The following is a 19,350-nucleotide window of genomic DNA, read 5'->3' on the forward strand; positions in this document are numbered from 1 at the left end:
GGCGATGAATTAGAATATACTATTTTTATAACAGACATAACAGGTTTGCCCGCATAGACTTTGGCTCTACGTTACATTTGATTTTTACGAGAATTAAACCACAGTGGCACACGGAATATAATATTGATCAGCAGCACGACAAAGATCAGTACGGCTGTGGATTTCTGGGCAATCTGCTCCGCATCGGGCACAATAGCTTCGGACTGGATATACCACAGATGCACCGCAAGCGTACCGCCTGGCGACAACAGATTGAAATCCCACATCTCGCCGGACGTGGATACACCCGCGGTCAGAATAATAACGGCACTTTCGCCAAAAGCACGGCCTGCGGTCAGACAGATGCCTGTCATGATTCCGTTCAGCGCAACAGGAAGAACCACTTGCCGAATCGTCTGCAGATGCGTTGCACCCAGTGCAAACGAACCGTTACGAAGCTCGGTTGGTACAGCACGAACAGCTTCCTCTGTTACCCGTGTCAATACAGGCAAGTTCAGGAAGGCAAGACTGACCGCAGCTCCAAGAATTGTCAGACCGATCTCGAAATACTCGACAAATAGTGCAATCCCAAACAAACCAAAAATAATCGATGGCACGGACGACAGCCCTTCCACGCATATACGCACAACCTCGATCAGTTTGTTGTTTGGTGCAAATTCTGCAAGGTAAATACCTGCTGCAAGCCCGATCGGAATCGAGATGAGAAGGGACAGAATCAGCACGTAAAAAGAGTTAAAAAGTGCCGGACCAATGCCTCCGCCCTCTTCAATCTCACTCGGTACACCGTACAGGAAATCCCAGCTGAGCATCGGCAATCCTTTTTGCAACAACAGGAACAACAATCCCACAATAAATAAAATAACAATGATACCTACGCCCCACACCGTACCCGTAAACAACTGATCCATCCATGCCGAGGACGATCGCCGTTTGCCAAAGGAATACGCAGTAGCCGGATTAACCTCTCTTTTCACGCTCACAGGTGGCGTCCCCCTCTCTTCTGCAGCATTCTCACGGCAACAATCATCAGGATGGAAATCGCCAGCAAAATAAAGCCCATCATATACAAGCCATGATTCCAGATCGAATCGAATTCCACACTGGAGATTTGCATCACAATGTTACTGGTCAGCACGGCAGTTGGCGTAAACAGACTGGTCGGCAGCTGCGCCGTGTTCCCAATAACCATAACCACCGCCATCGTCTCACCAATGGCACGTGTCATGCCCAGAATAACTGCATACATAATGCCGCCTCTTGCCGCAGGAAGCACAACCCGGGTAATCGTTTGAAACCGATTCGTACCGAGTGCATACGCCGCATCCCGGTATTTGTTCGGAACAGCGGAGATGGCATCATCACTAATTCGGCTAATTGTCGGCAGCACCATAATGGTGAGCACGATAGACGCCGCAAGCAGACCATCTGCCAGATCACGTCCACTCAAGTCTCTAAGCCATGGGATCAATACCGTCAAACCAAGATAACCGTATACGACGGACGGGATACCCACCAGCAGATCCAGCACCGGACGCAACAGGCGACGAAGCCATTTTGGTGTCATTTCCGCCAAAAATACAGCAATGATTACGGATAGAGGAATCGCCATCAGCATCGTAAGTCCAGTGAGAGCAAACGTACCCAGAATAAAGGTCAACGCACCGTAGTGCTCATTTTCCGGGTCCCAGTTCGTGGAGAAAAAGAACTCCTTCAGCGAGACGTCTGCAAAAGTGAGGACACCTGTACGAAGCATAAGCACCAGAATACAGAACAGAACGAGGCAGACAAAGGCCGCACTGCTAATGCAGAGGATGCGAAACATGCGGTTAGACCACCGGAGCCGGGCTTTACGGTCAAAACGTCGTCTCTTCTCGGGCGCTTTGCCAAGGCTTGAACCCAGCTCATTCGGAGCCGGGCTGTTCGCCGGTGGATTCATTTCCATCATAGAGGACTCTTCCTTTCACATAGAGAAGCCAGCTTGGCGACCACGCGCGGAAGCTGGCTATCCCTTTCTTATGAAATGCAGGTGCAGGATGTTGAAGTCTGATTCAGATCAGACTGAACGTTTTACTTAACGGCTGCGAGCGGAATGAATTTCAGCTTTTTCAGGGAACCGTTCTGGAATTTGTTGCTTTGGATGTATTCGATGAATGCCTTCGTTGCACCCGTTGGTTGACCTTTCGTCATGTAGTATCCGATACCCCATACTTTGTATGTTTTGTTCAGCACGTTTTTCTCTGTTGGAGCTACGCCATTGATGGATACAGCTTTCATTTTGCTTGTTACGTACGGCAGGTCGATATAACCAATCGCGTTAGGTGTCGTTTCGATCGTCGTTTTCATGTCACCGCTTGAACCTACTTCTTTGTAGTTGTCACCTTTGCTCATGAAGTCTTTACCATCGAGTGCTTTTTGTTGGAAGTTAACACGTGTACCTGATCCGAACTTACGGTTAACCACAACGATTTTACCGTCTGAACCGCCAACTTCTTTCCAGTTGGTTACTTTGCCGGAGAAGATGTCTTGCAATTGTTTCGTAGTCAGACTCGTTACACCCACGTTTGTATTTACTACCGCTGTAAACACGGTTACAGCTACCGGATGAGCAACCTGTCCGTCGAACTTTTTGAAGCCAGGAACATCCTTGGATGCATCCCAGTCTACCGCACCGATATCTGCAATGCCTTTACGAACGGATTGTGGCCCTGTCACGGAACCCGCAGCAGATGCCGAGATTTTAACTTTTGGATTGTCTTTCTTGAATTCACTTGCAGCTTGAAGCGTCAATGGAAGGAGTGCAGAAGATCCATTGATGACAATTTTGCCTTTCTCTGTGCTTTTGGCAGCCGATGCTGTCATTGCACCACCAAGTCCACCAACCAGGGATACAGCCATCAGCATGGCTGTGAAAGGTTTAATCCATTTTTTCATTGTAAAAAGCTCCTCTCGAATTTAACGTTCTATTTTAGTTTTCAGTACATTTTAGTTTTACTTCGTTACAGCTTTCCAGCTTCCATCTGCTTGCACCAGCACTCGTCCGTTCTCAACGACAGCAATCTGTGAACCCTTCACAACGATAGAAGATACATCAGAGGACACGGTGTACAACTTGGATTGTTGTCCGGTTACCGTATCGATGGAAAGAATCACGCTGTTCTTGTCATCCTGCGCAGCAAGTACGTATAAGGTACCGCCTGACAAAACTGCTTGTTCTACATCATGCTCGTTGTACACGGTGACTGGTTTCTGGGATGCATCTACAGACATCAGTGAAGCATTACCATCCTCAGAAGGTACACTTACGTAGTAAGCTTTCTGACCATCTGCAGAATAAATAAATACTTTATCATCCGTTGAAGTGGTTAACTTCACTGCCGATGGTTTGTCATCGCCGTTGTTATACGAAAATAATTGCTGTTGATTCGCCGAGAAATCAATATCCACATTGTCTGCATCTACATTCGTCGAATCTGCGGTTACTTTGCCCAGAGTAGTCACGGTATAGACGAATCGTTTGCCGCTCAGTGACACATTCAAGTTTTCTTTGTAATCGACTTTATCTTCCACCAGTTTCTTGATGGTACCGTCCGCCAGATTCAAGTTCGCGATCACCGATCCTTTATCTCCTTGCAGGAAATAGATCGAACTCTCGTCCGCAGACCAGACCAGTTCCGGTTTGATGCTTGTATCATTCGTAATGAGCTTGGAAGCCTTCGTTTTCAAGTCAATAACGTATACGGCTCCTTCTGCATTCGTATAGGCTGCCTGATTGCCGCTTGGGGATACAACGAGGTCTGAACCACCTTCAGTCGTTAACAACAGCTCATATTTTCCAGTAGCCGTATTGATGAGATAATCACTTCTGCCCTCATCGTCATTTTTGGAGACAATTAGCTCATTTGCTCCGGCAAAACGCGGGTTCTCTGTACCTTCAATCAGAGCAATCGTGCTGACTTCAAGCTGACCGTTCTTCAAACCAACGGTACCGCCTACGCCTGCCACGAGCGGACGAAGTGCAACGTAGCTTACTCCTCCAATGATCGTAACCGGCTGATTCAGATTCACCTTAGCCCCGTCCACGACAAGCTGCTTGGACTTGTTCTGCAAGCTAACCGTGTGACCATTCAATTGAATCACCGTCGCTCCGTTTGCAATTTCAGCTTGTGCACCGATCGCTTGGATTACATCACGAACGGCTACAAGTGTTTCTCCATTTTTCACAATGGAACGTACAATGACACTGTTACCGTTTATGGTAAACGTGGAGTTTTTCACCTGAGCTGCACTCGTACTAGCTACAGATTTTGTTGCAGGAGCAGCCGATACTGCGTGAGCCACAGAGGTTGTTAATACTGTGGCTACCATGGACACTACTAACGTCTTCTTCATTGACATTGGCTTTTGTCACCCTTCTTTTCTCCATATAATCTTGCCTGATATTGCTGTGCCCTGCTTGGTATGTTTGCATGTATCGTCTATATGAGAGCTAGTTCGCCTCATCCCCCCAAACTATCCACGTTCATAGTAAAAATGACCTATCACGTTTGTAATTATAGGAGGGATTTGTAAACGGGAAATCTTGGAATTGTTAACGTGTTGTCAATGTTTTCATATAAACACATTCATATTGTAAAATTTTCATTACAATTCGGCTCGCCCCGTGATTGCAACACAAATAACCCATACGAATTGCATGGGTCAAAGGTTAGCGTATTTTTTTAAAGGGAAGCAAACACCCGATCAAAGCCTGCCTTTGACTTGGCAAACCGTGTCTCCACATCCAGTTCGGATGCAGGTGCCAGCACTTCCTGAGCCACAACATCGTTATAACCGATGGCCTGCAGATTTTTCAGAAAACCTGTTAGATTAATGATACCTTCTCCCGGATAAAGCCGTTCTCCGTCCTTCAATTCCTCAATAGGCAGGTCATAAGCATCATTGATGTGTACATGAACCACCTGCTCCTGCTTTAGCTTCAGTAGCTCATTCATCTCCATCCCATTCGTGTGCCAGTGATACGAATCGACGAGCAGACCCACATTGGGTGCATGTATCGTATCGATCCAGTCCAACGTATCCCCTACACGCCAAAGAAACGGATTCTTCCATTGCGTACGCAAGTGATGACATCCTACAAACTCCAGTCCGAGCCGGATACCATAAGCATCCAGAATATCAGCACAAAGTCTTAGTCGTTTGGTCGCTGCAGCCATAAATGTCGCTGCAGGCTGATCGGTAGAGGGGAGAATGTAGGTACAGCATTTGTCTACGTTCAGTGCGGCAGATGCTTCGGCCATCGCGACGAGATTCGGCAGCCCCTCTCGGAATTGTTCATCGTCTGAGCGCCATTCTACTGGAAAATCCGCTGAGCCAATGATAACTTGATTACTTTCCAGCAGATGCTGGGCTTGTCCTATGCCATACGTCTGTAAGAATGAGAGCGGATTCAAATCAACTGCCCCAAAACCATACCTGGCAGCATACGTGATATATTGTTCATCGGATTCCAGCTTGCCAAGTCCTGCCTTGGTCAATCCCTTAATCATCCCTTCGCCTCCTGTCAGTCCTTTTAGATGCTTATTCCATTGTATACGAAATGCCTACTCCCCAACAGAACAAACGCAACCCTTCACCAAACATTGCGTATTAAAAAGAACATTCGTTTACAGGAAAGGATTGGATATTCATCTGTGAATTCTCTATTTAAAAAACATGGGCCTACCCTCATTATGCTGGCTTGTCTTGCAGTTTTATCAGTCATTGTCGGAATCAGTTCGAAATCTTATTTTACACAGCCTGTATTCTATATTGATAAACATAAATATGGTTCAGACTATGAGGACGGCACAACAATCACCTATCGAAGCCAAGATGCAGTCCCCATTCAGGTACAAGTCGAACAGCACAAACGTATCGTAACGATTGGCGAGCAGAATTTCACTGTAACTCAAACCGCTTCCAAGCCTATTGCAACGTATAATGTATTTTATCCTCAAGGAAACAAATATGAAGTCGAGCAACAACACGGCACTTTATTGAGTTATGATGAAAAAGGTCATATGGCTCCTCCGCAAAGTGACGTTCTAAACGGGGAACGCATAATTGCAGAGGGCGAGGAACAATATACACCGGTTATGCTCGTAACGGCCGCCTTCCCAGAGTACCACGAGAAACCAGGTATGCCTGCTTTTCTATTCCTCGCCATTGCCGTATTCATTTACGGGTGGTGCACGTTTTATTACGAACCATTTCAGCAGTTTCTCTTCTGGATTTCCTTCCAAAGGGTTTCTTTTAAAAATCCCGAGCCGAGTGATTTTTATTATGTAACGTGTAAAATAGGAGGCATCCTATGTATGTTCCTTGCCATCTGGACCGCATTTCAGGCATTTTAAAAACTTATAAGTTATAAGTCACACAAGCTGATGCAGGAATATATTCTTGCATCAGCCTCCTCTCTGCAAAAAAAACATTGCCCCACCAGAAGTTTCTGATGAGACAATGCCTGCGAATGGGTTCTACTAGTATAGCGCGATGCGATGTTACATTTTTTGCAAAATACCTTTAACCAAGCCAATGAACGTTGTTTTCACTTTGGCTGCGACCTCAATCACTTCATCATGGCTGAGCGGTTGATCCAGAATACCACATGCCATGTTTGTCAGACAGGAGATTCCTAATACCTTCATGCCGCCATGAATGGCAACAATTGCTTCAGGTACAGTAGACATTCCTACAGCGTCCGCACCCATCGTGCGAATCATGCGAATCTCAGCAGGTGTTTCATAAGCTGGACCACTCCACCACGCGTATACCCCTTGTTGCAGGCTTACATTTTGCTCTTCAGCAACCTGTAGAGCGACACTACGCAATTCACGGTTGTATACTTGAGACACATCCGGGAAGCGCACGCCCAGATCAGCATTGTTTGGTCCAATCAGGGGATTGTTGCCAACCAGATTAATATGATCCGTAATCAGCATGAGCTGGCCTGGTTCGAAACCGGTGTTGACCGCACCACAAGCGTTGGTGACGATCAGTTGTTCAACGCCAAGTGCCTTCATAATGCGAACCGGGAATGTTACTTCATCTAAGGTAAAACCTTCATAGTAGTGAAGACGGCCTTTCATGGCTACAACGGTCTTCCCCATTAATTCTCCAATCACCAATTCATTAGCGTGTCCAATGGCTTCGGATTGAGCAAAATATGGAATCTCTGTATAAGGAATCACTGTTGCATTCTCAATCTCGTCCGCAAGTGCTCCCAGTCCTGAACCCAGAATCATACCTACTACTGGCTTGGAGTTGATCCGGTTTAATATGTAATCGCGTGCTTCCTGAATGTGTGCTGATTGATGCATAATAACGTCCTCCTGATAATCTGAATTGATATTACATATACCCTATTTATAAGCGTTACTTATCAAGTGTAATGAACAACGGCTCGGATGTAAATGGGTGTCCTCATTCTGTCTTCAATACACAATTCCGACAAGCTTTGTTAGGCTTTAACTCCAGACTGCAACGCGCCGAAGTAAGGCTTCAACATCGTTTCGAAAATTGCGTCTTGTTCTTCAATCTGCTCAACATACGTCCACAATAAACGTTCTTCTGTGTCGATGTTTATTACCTCAAACTCCATCTGCCGAGAGGCCCATATCGTGACCTGCCCCATAGCTCTCTCCGATTCATGAACATATCCAATGAAAGGATCGGGAGTACACTCCTTCTCATTTTCAGGATTTCCTTTTCTCTCTTCCGTAGAGATCTGGAGCACCTGCAGTTGTTCCTGTTTACGTTGCATCCAGCATCGGAATGAATCCAGCGAAAACGGTCGTGACAGCAATCCAGCACCTCCTCTCCAAAATTGTACACCAAATAGCCAATCCTCTGCCGGGACCGGCTCCATGGTACCATATGCTAATTCAGCGTATGACTCCCTCTACGTTTATACCAGTCTATCCCCATCATTAAGATAAACATCCAGAACGCAAATATCAGCGGTTTAACGACCCTTCCCTCTCCGAAAATAAAATAGGCCATTGCGAAATTTCCGATAAACGTTAACGCATTATTACGGATACTTTCCATCTTATTCAACTCCATCTTGAATTCAATTTATAACTCTTCAAGATATATCGTTTCGGCTCGATCTTCATTCCATTGAACCGCTGACTCGCAAGATTACACTGTATTATTGAAAATAATAACATATACAGCAAATGTTTGGATGTCATTTTCTTCTCATATTGCTTATACATGCGTATACCAAACAAAAAAGCCGACCTCATTTGGCCGACTTCTTTAGATTCTACTATAATTCGCTTCCTAACGATGATAACTCATCGTTGCTGCTTCTTACTATTCCTTCACACTACCCAGTTGCAATCCGTGTACAAAGTACTTCTGCAAGAACGGATACACCACCAGGATCGGCAATGCCGCAACAATGGTAATCGCTGCCCGGATCGATATCGGCGTAACCATATTACGCGCTTGCCCCATATCAGCCCCGCTGGATACCGCAGCACTGCTGTTGGTATTCATAGAAGAGGACAGCAGTTTCATCAACTCGTACTGCAACGTACTCAGGTTTTGCTTGGATGAAGCGTACAGGAACGTATCAAACCAAGAGTTCCATTGCCCTACCGCAATGAACAACGCGACCGTTGCAAGTACAGGCTGACACAACGGTAAAATGATCGACATAAACGTTCTGAAATCGCCGGCACCATCAATCTTGGCTGACTCAATCAATCCTTCAGGCAACGTCTGGATATACGTCCGAATAACGATCATATTAAACGCACTGATCAGACCCGGAATGATGTATACCAGGAAGTTGTTAAGCAAGTGCAAATCTTTGATCAGGAAGTATGTTGGAATGAGACCTGCACTGAAATACATGGTCAATACAACGATAATCGTGATCGGTTTGCGCAGAATATAGTCTTTGCGGCTCAGCGTATATGCCAGCATGGAAGTGAGGAACAAGCTGAGAACAGTACCTAGTACAGTTCTGGCAACCGAGACCCCAAAAGCCGCGAATATGGTTCCACCCGCAAATACAGCTTTGTAGTTTTGGGTAGTCCACTCCCTCGGCAACAGATAGATTCCGCCCCGAATCGTATCGTTACCCGCATTAAAAGAAATAGCCAGTGTGTTCAAAAATGGATATAAGGTTACTACTGCAATAAAGATCATCAGCAAGCCGTTAAATGTGTGGAAGACAATCGGCTCAACTCGAGATTTGTTTATTCCCATCGATGTGTCCTCCTCATATTAATCGGTCTTCGCCGAATCGTTTGGATATTGAGTTAGCCGCAAATATCAGGGTAATACTTACGACCGTTTTGAATATACCGGCTGCGGTAGCTAGTGAATAGTTACCGATCTGTAGCCCGTATTTCAAGACAAAGATGTCAATGGTCTGAGACCAGTCAACAACGACACCATTTCCAAGCAAGTACTGGACTTCGAATCCAGCTTCCAGAATCCATCCCATGTTCATAATCAACAAGATAATGACGATGGACTTGATGCCAGGCAACGTAACATACAACATTTTTTTATACCGGTTAGCTCCATCAATCTCAGCCGCTTCATAGAGTGAAGGGTCAATGGAAGTGATCGCAGCCAGATAGATGATTGCATTCCAGCCGACTTCTTTCCACACGTGTGATGCACCGACAATACCCCAGAAATACTCTGGAACGCTGAGCCACATGATCGGTTCTTTAATGAATCCCAGCTTCATCAGCACCACGTTCACAATCCCGCCATCAACCGATAACGAGCTGGCTACAATGCCCGTAACGATGATCCATGACAGGAAGTGAGGCAGATATGAGATCGTTTGAATCGTGCGCTTGTACAGCTTGTGTTTGATTTCATTCAGCAAAATCGCAAAAACAATGGCTGTCACGAAGCCAAGAATCATGTTAATTAAACTCATCGCGATCGTATTGCGAAGCACGTTCAGAAACGCGTCGTCCGTAAGCAGAAACTTGAAGTGCTTAAGTCCGACCCACTCCTGTTGCGAGAATTTCTTCGCTGGACTGTAATTCTGGAACGCCATAACCCAGCCCCAGATCGGATAATACGAGAAAACCAAAATATAAGCGACGATGGGCAGAGACATAAACATCAGTTGTTTTTGACTGCGCAGGCGCTTCATCAGAGGCGTCTTGGTCACAACGGTTGGAGCAGATTTTTCCTGTATGGCTCCCGGCGTATTCGCCATCTTTCACTCCTCCTATCAACGTACAGCGGATTTGGGGATGAATTGCTCAGAAGGCACAAGGCATGATTTACATCCATGCACCTGACACCTTCCGAGCTAATTCAACAACCGCTTTTATTTATTTCACGGTCCAGTTCTGAATCCGCCATTGTAATTGCTCATTGATTCGGTCTTCATACGCTTTCACGTTGATTTTCTTGTAAGCGTCCACATACTCGCCCCAGATCGAATCAAATTGATCTGAATTGGACATGATCGCTCTAGGCAAGTACTTCAGCGATGTATCGGTCATTTGTTTGTTGGCTACCGAAGCATCTGAACCTTCTTTCAAGTCCACTTGCCATGCTGGATAATACACTGGGTTTTCAGGTGCAGGAGAGAAGAAATCACTCCATGTTTTGAAACCGTATGCATCCAGCAATTCTTTATCCTCTTTTTTCAACCCATCATAGAATTCTTCAGGCTGATTGGTTGCACCAATCGCGTTGCCATCCGAGAAAGTACCTTCCATTTTCGGTGCTGCACCGTAGAAACCTTCTGCTTTGTTAGCCAGTTTCCATGCCGGGTCTTCCTGCTGAAGACGTTGTTCAGGTGTACGATAGAATCTGCCTTTATCGTTAACCATGTAGTCTACGCCCTCTTCACCCCAAGACAGCAACTTTTGGTACTTTTCATCCATCAACTTATCCAGGAATTTCAGGATTGCAACAGGATCTTTAGCATCTTTACTGATACCAAAACCGTTGTTCAAGTTGATAACCGGACGATCCAGGTAGTGATCCTTGATGCTTGTGTCATATACAAGTGGGAAACCAACATACGTTTCACCAATTTTGTTCTGAGCTACGAGTGGATCTTCACCTTGCTGGAAGTTCCAGTGCTGGTCAAACATACCGACAACGCGTCCAGATGAGATTTTAGCCAGATACTGGTCATAGTTCTGAACGAAAGCTTCTTTATCAAGCAGTCCTTCATTATAGAGACTGTTCAGCTCTTTATAATATCTTTTCGAAATATCTTTATCCGCGAATACGCTTGCAACACCTTTATCATCAACCACAACCCCGCCATCATTCGGATGACCTGTCAAGTGCTCTGGCGGATTGAGCAGTGGGAAGGTTCTCCAGTCGGAAGCCAAAGTTGTGAAACCAATCGTTGGCTGTCCATCCGCTGTTGTTGGATGTTTTGCAGTATAATCACGAATCAGTTTCATATACTCATCAAGTGTTTTCGGTGTTGGATATCCGGCTTCTTTCAGTACCTGCTTTTGAATCCAGAACGCAGGACCGGAATAGTAGTTACTGATGAACTCACCCGTGTATACACCGTAGTTTGGCAACCAGTAGATATGTCCATCACTGGAATCTTTCATCCGTTCCCAGTCTTTTGCGTAATGCTTTTTGAGATTTGGAGCATGTTGCTCGATCAGATCCTCCAGTGGAATAACCGCGCCGGCCGCAACCAGTTTGGTATCTGCTGTAATCAGATCCGGGTATTCTCCACCCGCAACCATAACACCTAGCTTCTGTTGCAAGTCACCGACCAGAAACTCCATGTTTAGTTTGACACCCAGCTCATCTTCAATCTTTTTGTAGATGCGGTTATCCGCTGCCGGTGCCTGATTTGGTGTACCAATAAATGCCGAGATGTTTAATACTTCCTTACCATCGGGTGTCGTCGTTTTGGCCTCTTCTCCACTGCATCCTGCCAGTGCCAGAGTTAGTGCCAGAACAAGAGAAACGGAACCCCAAAGTTTCTTTTTCTTCAATCCCCCCATGTATTGCGCCTCCTTGGAAGTGGTTTGCCTTACTGATTTCATTATGAGGAAATGTATGCGGTTTCAAAATAAACAGATTTAAGCATCTCCCCCCCTTAATTGCAGGAGGTCTTGAACCGGATCATACCTCCTTATATGTGCTCTAATTAGCATGCTTAAGGCGATACTCAGCCGGTTTCAGCCCTGTTCTCCGCTCGAACTGTTTCAGGAAATGCTGGTAACTCTTATAACCAACCTGCTCTGCAATCGCACATGAAGCATCGTCTGAATCTCTGAGCAGTCTCATCGCTTCCTCTATCCTAAGATCATGTACCATGTCCAGAACACCCTTGCCATATTTGCGCATAAAAGATTGGCCCAGATGCACAGGATGCATGAAGAATCGCTCGGCAAGCTCCTTAATGGTAAAGGTCTCTCTAAAATGCGCTTGCAAGTATTCAGCTACCATCGCCTGTGTTCCGCCAAGCTGTTTTTGACGTAGAGATGATGCCACAGCTTGACACTTCAAGCAAAACTTTTCCATCATACTCGCTGATTTTTCGATGTTCCAGTGATACCGGTCATCGGAATGAAAGGCTGTATCCAGCAACAGATCCTTCGTTTCTCCTCCAAGCTCCTTGCATAGAGAAAAACCGCGGAATAAAATCTGGGTCATGAATATGTGCACAAATTCAGGTGCAGTCTTGTTCATTACAAATTGATGGAATGCTTCTCTAATCGACAGACTTAATTGTTCTGGCGAACCGTTCTCCAGATGCTCCATAATGAGATCCACTTCACAGAGAGATTCGGGATTAAATCTTAGACGTTGTTCCTGAAGATCTTCGGCGAATAGCAAATTCCCTTGGTGCAAAAACAAAAAACGCTCCGTCTCGACAGCCATACTTCTGGAAAGAGATAAGGCTTCCGGTTGCTGCACAGGCAAACCTACGGCAAACTGAACTCCGTCTGGAACAAATTCATTTAAGTCAGACAACAACCTTTCCGCAAAATCCCGATGATCTCTTCCTTGCCATGTTTCTAACTCTGAGGACACTTCACCCCAGACAATACCGCAGGCATCCTGTTCATTTTCCACCACATAACAGCACGGTTCACGGCTTACGGTCTCATGAATCACCGAGCGAATCTGACCAGAATCAGCACGCTGAAATCTCACTTTCACATACGTCCACTTCTGAGCTTGCTCATACAAATGAGCGATATCGTGAGCCATCTGTTCTGCATCCTCAACTTCCTGTCCGGTAACCAGTGTAGCCAAAACATGCCGTGTTTCCTGTACTTTGGCCTGTTCACGAACAACTTCACGCTCTTGCTTCTCCTTCAACTCCTGCGCCAGTCGCTCCAGCATATCGTCCGCTTCCATCGTATCCACAGGTTTGGTTAAGTAATTACTGACGCCAAGACGAATAGCCTGCCTCGCGTAATTAAAATCGCTGTAGCCACTTGTAATGACAAACATTGTGGAATCGTGCCCCAGACGGCGTGCCTCTTCAATCAATTCCAGTCCGTTCATCGCTGGCATATGAATATCCGTGACAACCAGATCAGGTTTACTCGTACGGATCGCTTCGACTGCCTCTTCTCCATTCGTACACACACCGTTAATTTCAAAACCGAATTTTCGCCAATCAATTAACAACTGCAGGCCTTCAATCGCAAACGGCTCATCATCCACCAATAGAACTTTATACATCTTGCTGTCCCCCTTTGTTCATCAGTCACAGTCTATCTGTCGGAATATGAAATCCGGCTTCCGTACCGCTGCCCTTCTCACTGCGAATCGTGAACGTTGCATCCCCTTCATAAAATAATTCCAGGCGGCGATAGACATTACGAATGCCCACATGTGAACCGTCCTTCGCCTGATCCGAGCGTACGTCCTGTATTAATTGCCGCAGTTTATCCTGCTCCATCCCGATCCCGTTATCGATAACCCGAATAACCAGTCCGGATTCACCTAGCTTTGCGGTAATATGAATTAATCGCCCATTTTTGCGTGCTTGCAATCCATGTTTGCACGCATTCTCCACCAGCGGCTGAATACTCATACGCGGAATACGTTTGCCCGCAGCCTTTGGATCAATATCCAGAGTATAATCAAACAACTCTCCGAATCTGAACTTCTCAATTTGAAGATAAAGTGTTGTGAATTGTAACTCCTCTTCGAGTGGGATCAAGTTGTCTGATCTGCTGAGCAACTGTCTCATGAGTAAAGATAAGCTTTTAATAATCTCAGATACTTCGGTATAGCCGTTTTTAGTGCTTACGACGAGTAATGCGTTCAGTGTATTAAACAGAAAATGTGGATTCATCTGGCTCTGGAGCATAGATAACTCCGTTCGGACTTGATCCAGTTCCAGATCCTTGTGCCTGATCTCCAGTTTGTATACGTCGTTAATCAGGGAATGGATTTTGCTGATCATCATATTAAACGTGCGAATTAACCCGCCAATCTCGTCCCGACCTTCCTGGATCTCGATCAGGTCAAAACGTTCATTCCGCACTTTCTCCATATGCCTTGACAATTTACGGATACGGTAGTGGTACGAACGCAAAATAAAGTAAATGAGCACCGATGGTACGATGACACTGATAATCGCCAGCCACAAAATGGAATTACGCGCTTCGTCCAACAACTGATCCACATGCCGCGTATCCGCAACACCGATCAGCTTCCAGCCGTCCAGATAAGCCAGATTACCAAGTGACTTCTCCATGATATATTCGGACTTCGCATCGGAAGACCATCCCTCTGCCGGGAAGCGTGCACTGGAAACGACCGGACGGCTATTTCCGTCCACAAGTCTGAGCTGCAGGCTGTTTGTCTCCCGATTAAGGATGCTGTAAATGCGATTCACTTCGAGATCAATTTTGGAATACTTCGCGTAGGTAGCATATGAAGTAAATGTCTTCATTTTTCCAATGACACTAATTCGCTTCCCGCGGCTAAATCCAGACTGTTCTTCGTAATCAATAACTAAAATATCGCCGTTTGCTTGATTTAACTGCTCCATGCCCGGCAACGACGTCGTTTTGTCCTTCATGACGATGTAGTGACTACCGGTCTGAATGGTATCGTTATCCGTATAAATTCGGACTTCCAAAATATTGGCCGACATATACCGTGTCAATTTGTCACGCAGGAAAACATGATATTCGTTGTAATAATCCACAGGTGACGCGTAGGTACGATCCAGAGCTTCATATAAGGAATCATCGGCGGCAATCATACGGCTTAGCGCCACGCTCTCATCAATCATACCAACCAATTCTCCTGCGGCTCTATCAATCGATTTGCGCAGATTTTCCTGTTCCCGTACTTTGATATCTGCAGATGTTCGTTGATAGAAAAACAGATTAATCGCAATAATCGGTAGCAGAATACTGACCACATAGATCAGCAGAAATTTATATCGAAGGGGGATGTCGTTTACCGTATGAAAAGTCCTCTTCTTCTTATGCACATAATCACCCTTGGTTGTTGTTTTTATATAGAGATGGAAGCTCACCTGTAAGCGCTTTAAATTTTTCTGTAAAATACTCCGCATCATGATAGCCCAATTCAAATGCAATATCTGAGATTTTCATATTGGTTCGGCGGAGCATCCTGCGTGCCTCTTCAATACGAAGACGATGAACATATTCACTGAAGCTGACTCCCATCTCACGCTTGAACTGCTGACCTAGATAAGCCGAGTTGACATGAATGTGATTAGCGAGCTGCTGCAGCTTGATTTTGGTACGATAATGCTCCTTCAGATACTGGACAGCCTCTGCCACCAGACCACTGGAACCTGGATCAGCCTGAGCCATTGAAGCAAACGTTTCCGTAATCCGAATAAACAATTTCTTCAAGTCCCCCATGAACCAACTCTCTGTATGATGCCAGGTTCGCACTTGGAGAAGAGTCTGATCTGCTCCGATCATGCTATATCTGCGTAGTAGTTCCCCATGGATGTATCTGACTGCGCTTTGAGCCCAGATCATCGCGGCCCGAGATTCTTGTATCTCCTGTAGCATATCATCAACAATGCGAGCAACGCCTGTTACATCTCCTGCCTCGATTAACGCGATAAACTGCCGTGCCCGCGATGCCATTTTCTCCAGATCCGCCTCATCCAACATGCCGTCGTCATCCGTAGTTGAGTCCAGCATCTCCATGGCGTGATATTGCTCTTCCGCAAGCTTGATCTCTATTTCCTGCCGCTGGGTATCCAGCGGTACGATCAGGTTCCGTAATAACTCGTGAATTTCTTCTGGCACCAAAGGTTTGAGCACATATTCATTCACCCGATATCGTATCGCCTGCTGTGCATAACCAAACTCGGAATACCCTGTTACGATCACGATCTGGGAATCATATTTTAACTCTTCACGCATGGTTCGGATCAACCCCAGTCCATCAAGCACAGGCATCTGGATATCGGTTACCACCAAATCCGGATTTACATGATTGATCAGTTCCAGTGCTTCTTCTCCATCGGTCGCAGTTCCACACAACTCATATCCGCAGCCTTGCCAATCGATCATCGTTTTCCAGCCTTCCAGCATAAACGGCTCATCATCTGCTACAATGACCTTGTACATTGGATTCACCTGCCATTTCCCCTTTTTTTCTCCAGTATGGCATCGTACCGTCCATGTGACAATGCTATTATTCGAATAAATCTGCTCTATATATAAGATACTTCAAAAAAGCCTTACAGGCTTAACCCTTTTTATGGGGTCCGCATGTAAGGCTGTAATTCCGAAACACTCAGCAGAGCGCTGTATGCTTAGCTTAAACGTATATTTAAATTGAGCCTGAAATTTTGCCTTAGCTTTCTTCTTACTTTTGCCCGAGAATGCGCCAAAATGAATCCTTCGGTTGCTGCTTGGTATCGAACACAAATGGCCAGTTTTTGCGGCCACGTACCGGGAAATGATCCAACCACGTATAATGATCAGCCGCACCCCAGAATGTTACAGAAGTAATATTGGATTGATACTCCCGGAACAGCTTGAAAATCTCCTCATACCGTTTCTCCTGAAGCTCCATCATCTCAGACGTTGGCTCTGTCAGATCAGTTCGCGTATCATCATGTTGAAACACAGATACATCCAATTCAGTGACGTGAAGCTGCACATCCAGTGAAGCATAACGTTCAATGGCTTCACGGATCTCTTCTATGGACGGTCCATGAATATTCCAATGACCCTGCATTCCAATACCATGAACCGGAACCCCTTGATCCAGCAGTGATTTTACTAGATTGTATATTTTCTCCCGTTTGACCGGATTAGTCTCGTTGTAATCGTTGTAAAACAGCAATGCATCAGGATCAGCTTCATGAGCCATATGGAATGCCTGTGCCAGGTAATCTTCTCCCAGCAATCGCAACCATTTTGTATCTCGCATGATCACGTCAGTCTTGTCTTCGATCGCCTCGTTTACCACATCCCATGCGTAGATCTGTCCTTTGTAACGGCCAACAACGGTATCGATATGCTGCTTCAAGCGGGACAACATCAGTTCCCTCGAAGCCGGTCCGCCGGAAGCATCCTCAAACACCCATGCCGGCGTCTGGTTGTGCCATACCAACGTGTGACCACGTACACCTATCGCACGGCCCACTGCAAAATCAACAATCTCATCTGCTGCCTCAAACGTATATTCATGTTCTCGCGGATGAACTTCTTCAAACTTCATCTGATTCTCCGCAGTAACACTATTATAGTGCTTCGCAATAAATTCCCCTTCGGATTGTAGCATTCTTGTATGTACTGCTGCACCTATTTTGAACGCATCGGCATAAGCAGTATGTAGGGACGGAATTTCGGTAGACATCCTGGTTCCTCCTCGCAGATTTATTTCTTCATCATAACGTAAAATGAATGCGCTTTCCCTGAACAAAATAAACCTTCTCCCCCCTGAAATTCTACCAATTTCAGCACAAAAAGAAGAAATACAGGCAATATACGTTATAACTTGTCTATCTGTAGCAAAGTCACTTGCTTCACTGTACATGCCGGGCTGACTTGTTCTTCAGAGAGTACATTAAGCTTGATCAGGCTTTTCAGCTTATGGCTGTCCACCTTGGACAGCAGCCTCCAAATCTCCGGGTCGGGCAGGGATGCATATAGCTTCTGATCGTCATATTCCTTGCGGTGCTGGAGCACCGTTTTCACCTTATATCCGCCTACTTCGGTCTCATACACCCCTTGCTGCGCACAGTACGCCACAATCTCATCTCTCAATACAGATAACTGTTGTTCGATCTCTTTCTGCTGCTGTTTTAGTTCAAAGTAAGCCTGCACCTTCTGTTCCATTATTTATCACACTCCTCTACTACCATAGGTATGCAGAAAATATGAGTTTAGGACAGGCTTGTAGGCCACCTTAAAAAGATATTTCGAATACCAAATCGTAATTTTAGGACTTTAAGAAAAAATTCTATAGGGAGGATATTTCATTTACAACAAGTCTGCTTGGAGGTAAGGGTTATGAGTAGCTACATCAAACACTCGCCGCATGACTTCTGCATTTCTCGGAACATCGCCTTCGCGCGAGAGCAACACCCAGCGTAACCAGGCCAATGCTTCAAACCCCTCCTCCTCGTCCAGCGTATTGCCGGCAGCCGCTCGTAATTCGGCCTGATAAAACATTCCCAACTCTCTTCCGTTATAGATGGTGATTAGAAAAACAGACCATGCCGCATCATATCTCGGGTCTCCGTACTGTCCGTTGGTCCAGTCTATAACGGTGTATTTTCCATCCATCTCTACGATATTTCCTAGGTTGTAGTCACCATGAATGAAGTCATCCTGTCTGATCTTTACACGTTTCATTAAGTCATGAACAATGTGATGGATATCTCGGTGCTTAGCCAGCTGAGGAAAAAAATAGTCGATAAAATTGTAATGAGGAATGTAATCTTGCTTTGCTTCTTTCGTTTGCGGCTGTTTAACACGGATTGGATGCTGGTGGATATCATTTAAAGTCTGAGCAAGCCGTCTTAATATTCCATGATCTAGCCGGGTAACCGGCACACCATCGTAACTTGTTAGTAGCACTTGATTCTGATGTTCATCTGTTCCCCAGCCATATGGCTTGGAAACCTGAATCCCGCTTTGACTCAGCTCGTGCAACAACTGATATTGTTTTCTAATATCCGGGTGTGAGTCCTTATTCCAGATTTTCAGTACGTACAGCTGATCATGAAGTTCAACACGCATAACATCCGCTTCCAATCCAGGCTTAAGCGGGATCATCCGATGCTCCTGACCTATTCCCTGCCGAATCGCTTCATCCAGTTGAACCCAGCGGATACTGCTAAGTTGTATCACTTGT

Annotated in this window: 18 protein-coding genes; 1 reads left to right on the top strand and 17 read right to left on the bottom strand. The window is 45.6% G+C overall.

Annotated elements, in window-relative coordinates:
- Positions 1-71: 71 nt before the first annotated feature.
- The 5 genes from pstA to ACT89M_RS21420 all read right to left on the bottom strand — a co-directional run bounded on the left by pstA (position 72) and on the right by ACT89M_RS21420 (position 5,546).
- Complete coding sequence (pstA, locus tag ACT89M_RS21400; RefSeq protein WP_373323265.1) at positions 72-908, bottom strand: phosphate ABC transporter permease PstA; 837 nt, start codon at positions 906-908, stop codon at positions 72-74.
- Between the two features lie 68 nt (positions 909-976).
- Positions 977-1,945, bottom strand: coding sequence for a phosphate ABC transporter permease subunit PstC (pstC, locus tag ACT89M_RS21405; RefSeq protein WP_154887679.1), 969 nt, complete (start codon positions 1,943-1,945; stop codon positions 977-979).
- A gap of 122 nt (positions 1,946-2,067) precedes the next feature.
- Positions 2,068-2,931 carry a phosphate ABC transporter substrate-binding protein gene (locus tag ACT89M_RS21410; protein WP_090915333.1) on the bottom strand — a complete coding sequence of 288 codons (864 nt, stop codon included), beginning with the start codon at positions 2,929-2,931 and terminating at the stop codon, positions 2,068-2,070.
- Positions 2,932-2,988: 57 nt separating this feature from the next.
- Positions 2,989-4,389 carry a stalk domain-containing protein gene (locus tag ACT89M_RS21415; protein ID WP_253491929.1) on the bottom strand — a complete coding sequence of 467 codons (1,401 nt, stop codon included), beginning with the start codon at positions 4,387-4,389 and terminating at the stop codon, positions 2,989-2,991.
- Between the two features lie 329 nt (positions 4,390-4,718).
- Positions 4,719-5,546: a sugar phosphate isomerase/epimerase family protein gene (locus ACT89M_RS21420; protein ID WP_308722928.1), complete on the bottom strand. Its 828-nt coding sequence runs from the start codon at positions 5,544-5,546 to the stop codon at positions 4,719-4,721.
- 144 nt (positions 5,547-5,690) lie between these two features.
- On the opposite strand from ACT89M_RS21420, the gene ACT89M_RS21425 reads away from it, so the two are divergent.
- Positions 5,691-6,392: a DUF6199 family natural product biosynthesis protein gene (locus ACT89M_RS21425; protein WP_308722929.1), complete on the top strand. Its 702-nt coding sequence runs from the start codon at positions 5,691-5,693 to the stop codon at positions 6,390-6,392.
- 147 nt (positions 6,393-6,539) lie between these two features.
- Here the strand turns inward: ACT89M_RS21425 and ACT89M_RS21430 are convergent, their stop codons facing one another.
- The 12 genes from ACT89M_RS21430 to ACT89M_RS21485 form a co-directional block, all read right to left on the bottom strand.
- Positions 6,540-7,358, bottom strand: coding sequence for a purine-nucleoside phosphorylase (locus ACT89M_RS21430; RefSeq protein WP_090915340.1), 819 nt, complete (start codon positions 7,356-7,358; stop codon positions 6,540-6,542).
- Between the two features lie 140 nt (positions 7,359-7,498).
- Positions 7,499-7,843, bottom strand: coding sequence for an immunity protein TriTu family protein (locus ACT89M_RS21435; RefSeq protein ID WP_154983342.1), 345 nt, complete (start codon positions 7,841-7,843; stop codon positions 7,499-7,501).
- 74 nt (positions 7,844-7,917) lie between these two features.
- Positions 7,918-8,088: a hypothetical protein gene (locus ACT89M_RS21440; RefSeq protein ID WP_186809601.1), complete on the bottom strand. Its 171-nt coding sequence runs from the start codon at positions 8,086-8,088 to the stop codon at positions 7,918-7,920.
- 270 nt (positions 8,089-8,358) lie between these two features.
- Positions 8,359-9,261, bottom strand: coding sequence for a carbohydrate ABC transporter permease (locus ACT89M_RS21445; protein WP_090915344.1), 903 nt, complete (start codon positions 9,259-9,261; stop codon positions 8,359-8,361).
- Between the two features lie 13 nt (positions 9,262-9,274).
- Complete coding sequence (locus ACT89M_RS21450; RefSeq protein WP_090915693.1) at positions 9,275-10,174, bottom strand: ABC transporter permease; 900 nt, start codon at positions 10,172-10,174, stop codon at positions 9,275-9,277.
- Between the two features lie 184 nt (positions 10,175-10,358).
- Positions 10,359-12,017 (bottom strand): ABC transporter substrate-binding protein, encoded by a 1,659-nt coding sequence (locus tag ACT89M_RS21455; protein WP_308722930.1) that lies wholly within the window; start codon positions 12,015-12,017, stop codon positions 10,359-10,361.
- 142 nt (positions 12,018-12,159) lie between these two features.
- Positions 12,160-13,713, bottom strand: coding sequence for a response regulator transcription factor (locus ACT89M_RS21460; RefSeq protein WP_154887669.1), 1,554 nt, complete (start codon positions 13,711-13,713; stop codon positions 12,160-12,162).
- 25 nt (positions 13,714-13,738) lie between these two features.
- On the bottom strand, positions 13,739-15,484 hold the full coding sequence (locus ACT89M_RS21465; RefSeq protein ID WP_244159176.1) for a sensor histidine kinase: 1,746 nt from the start codon (positions 15,482-15,484) through the stop codon (positions 13,739-13,741).
- Positions 15,485-15,488: 4 nt separating this feature from the next.
- Positions 15,489-16,607 carry a response regulator transcription factor gene (locus ACT89M_RS21470; protein ID WP_090915695.1) on the bottom strand — a complete coding sequence of 373 codons (1,119 nt, stop codon included), beginning with the start codon at positions 16,605-16,607 and terminating at the stop codon, positions 15,489-15,491.
- Between the two features lie 241 nt (positions 16,608-16,848).
- A complete protein-coding gene (locus tag ACT89M_RS21475; protein WP_090915353.1) occupies positions 16,849-17,847 on the bottom strand; it encodes an endo-1,4-beta-xylanase in 999 nt (332 codons plus the stop codon).
- 134 nt (positions 17,848-17,981) lie between these two features.
- The gene (locus ACT89M_RS21480) at positions 17,982-18,329 is read right to left on the bottom strand and encodes a hypothetical protein (protein ID WP_154887667.1); all 348 of its coding nucleotides are present in this window, start codon (positions 18,327-18,329) and stop codon (positions 17,982-17,984) included.
- Positions 18,330-18,473: 144 nt separating this feature from the next.
- The gene (locus tag ACT89M_RS21485) at positions 18,474-19,346 is read right to left on the bottom strand and encodes an aminoglycoside phosphotransferase family protein (protein WP_253491912.1); all 873 of its coding nucleotides are present in this window, start codon (positions 19,344-19,346) and stop codon (positions 18,474-18,476) included.
- Positions 19,347-19,350: the final 4 nt, after the last annotated feature.

It is taken from the genome of Paenibacillus sp. NN59, from assembly GCF_057597225.1.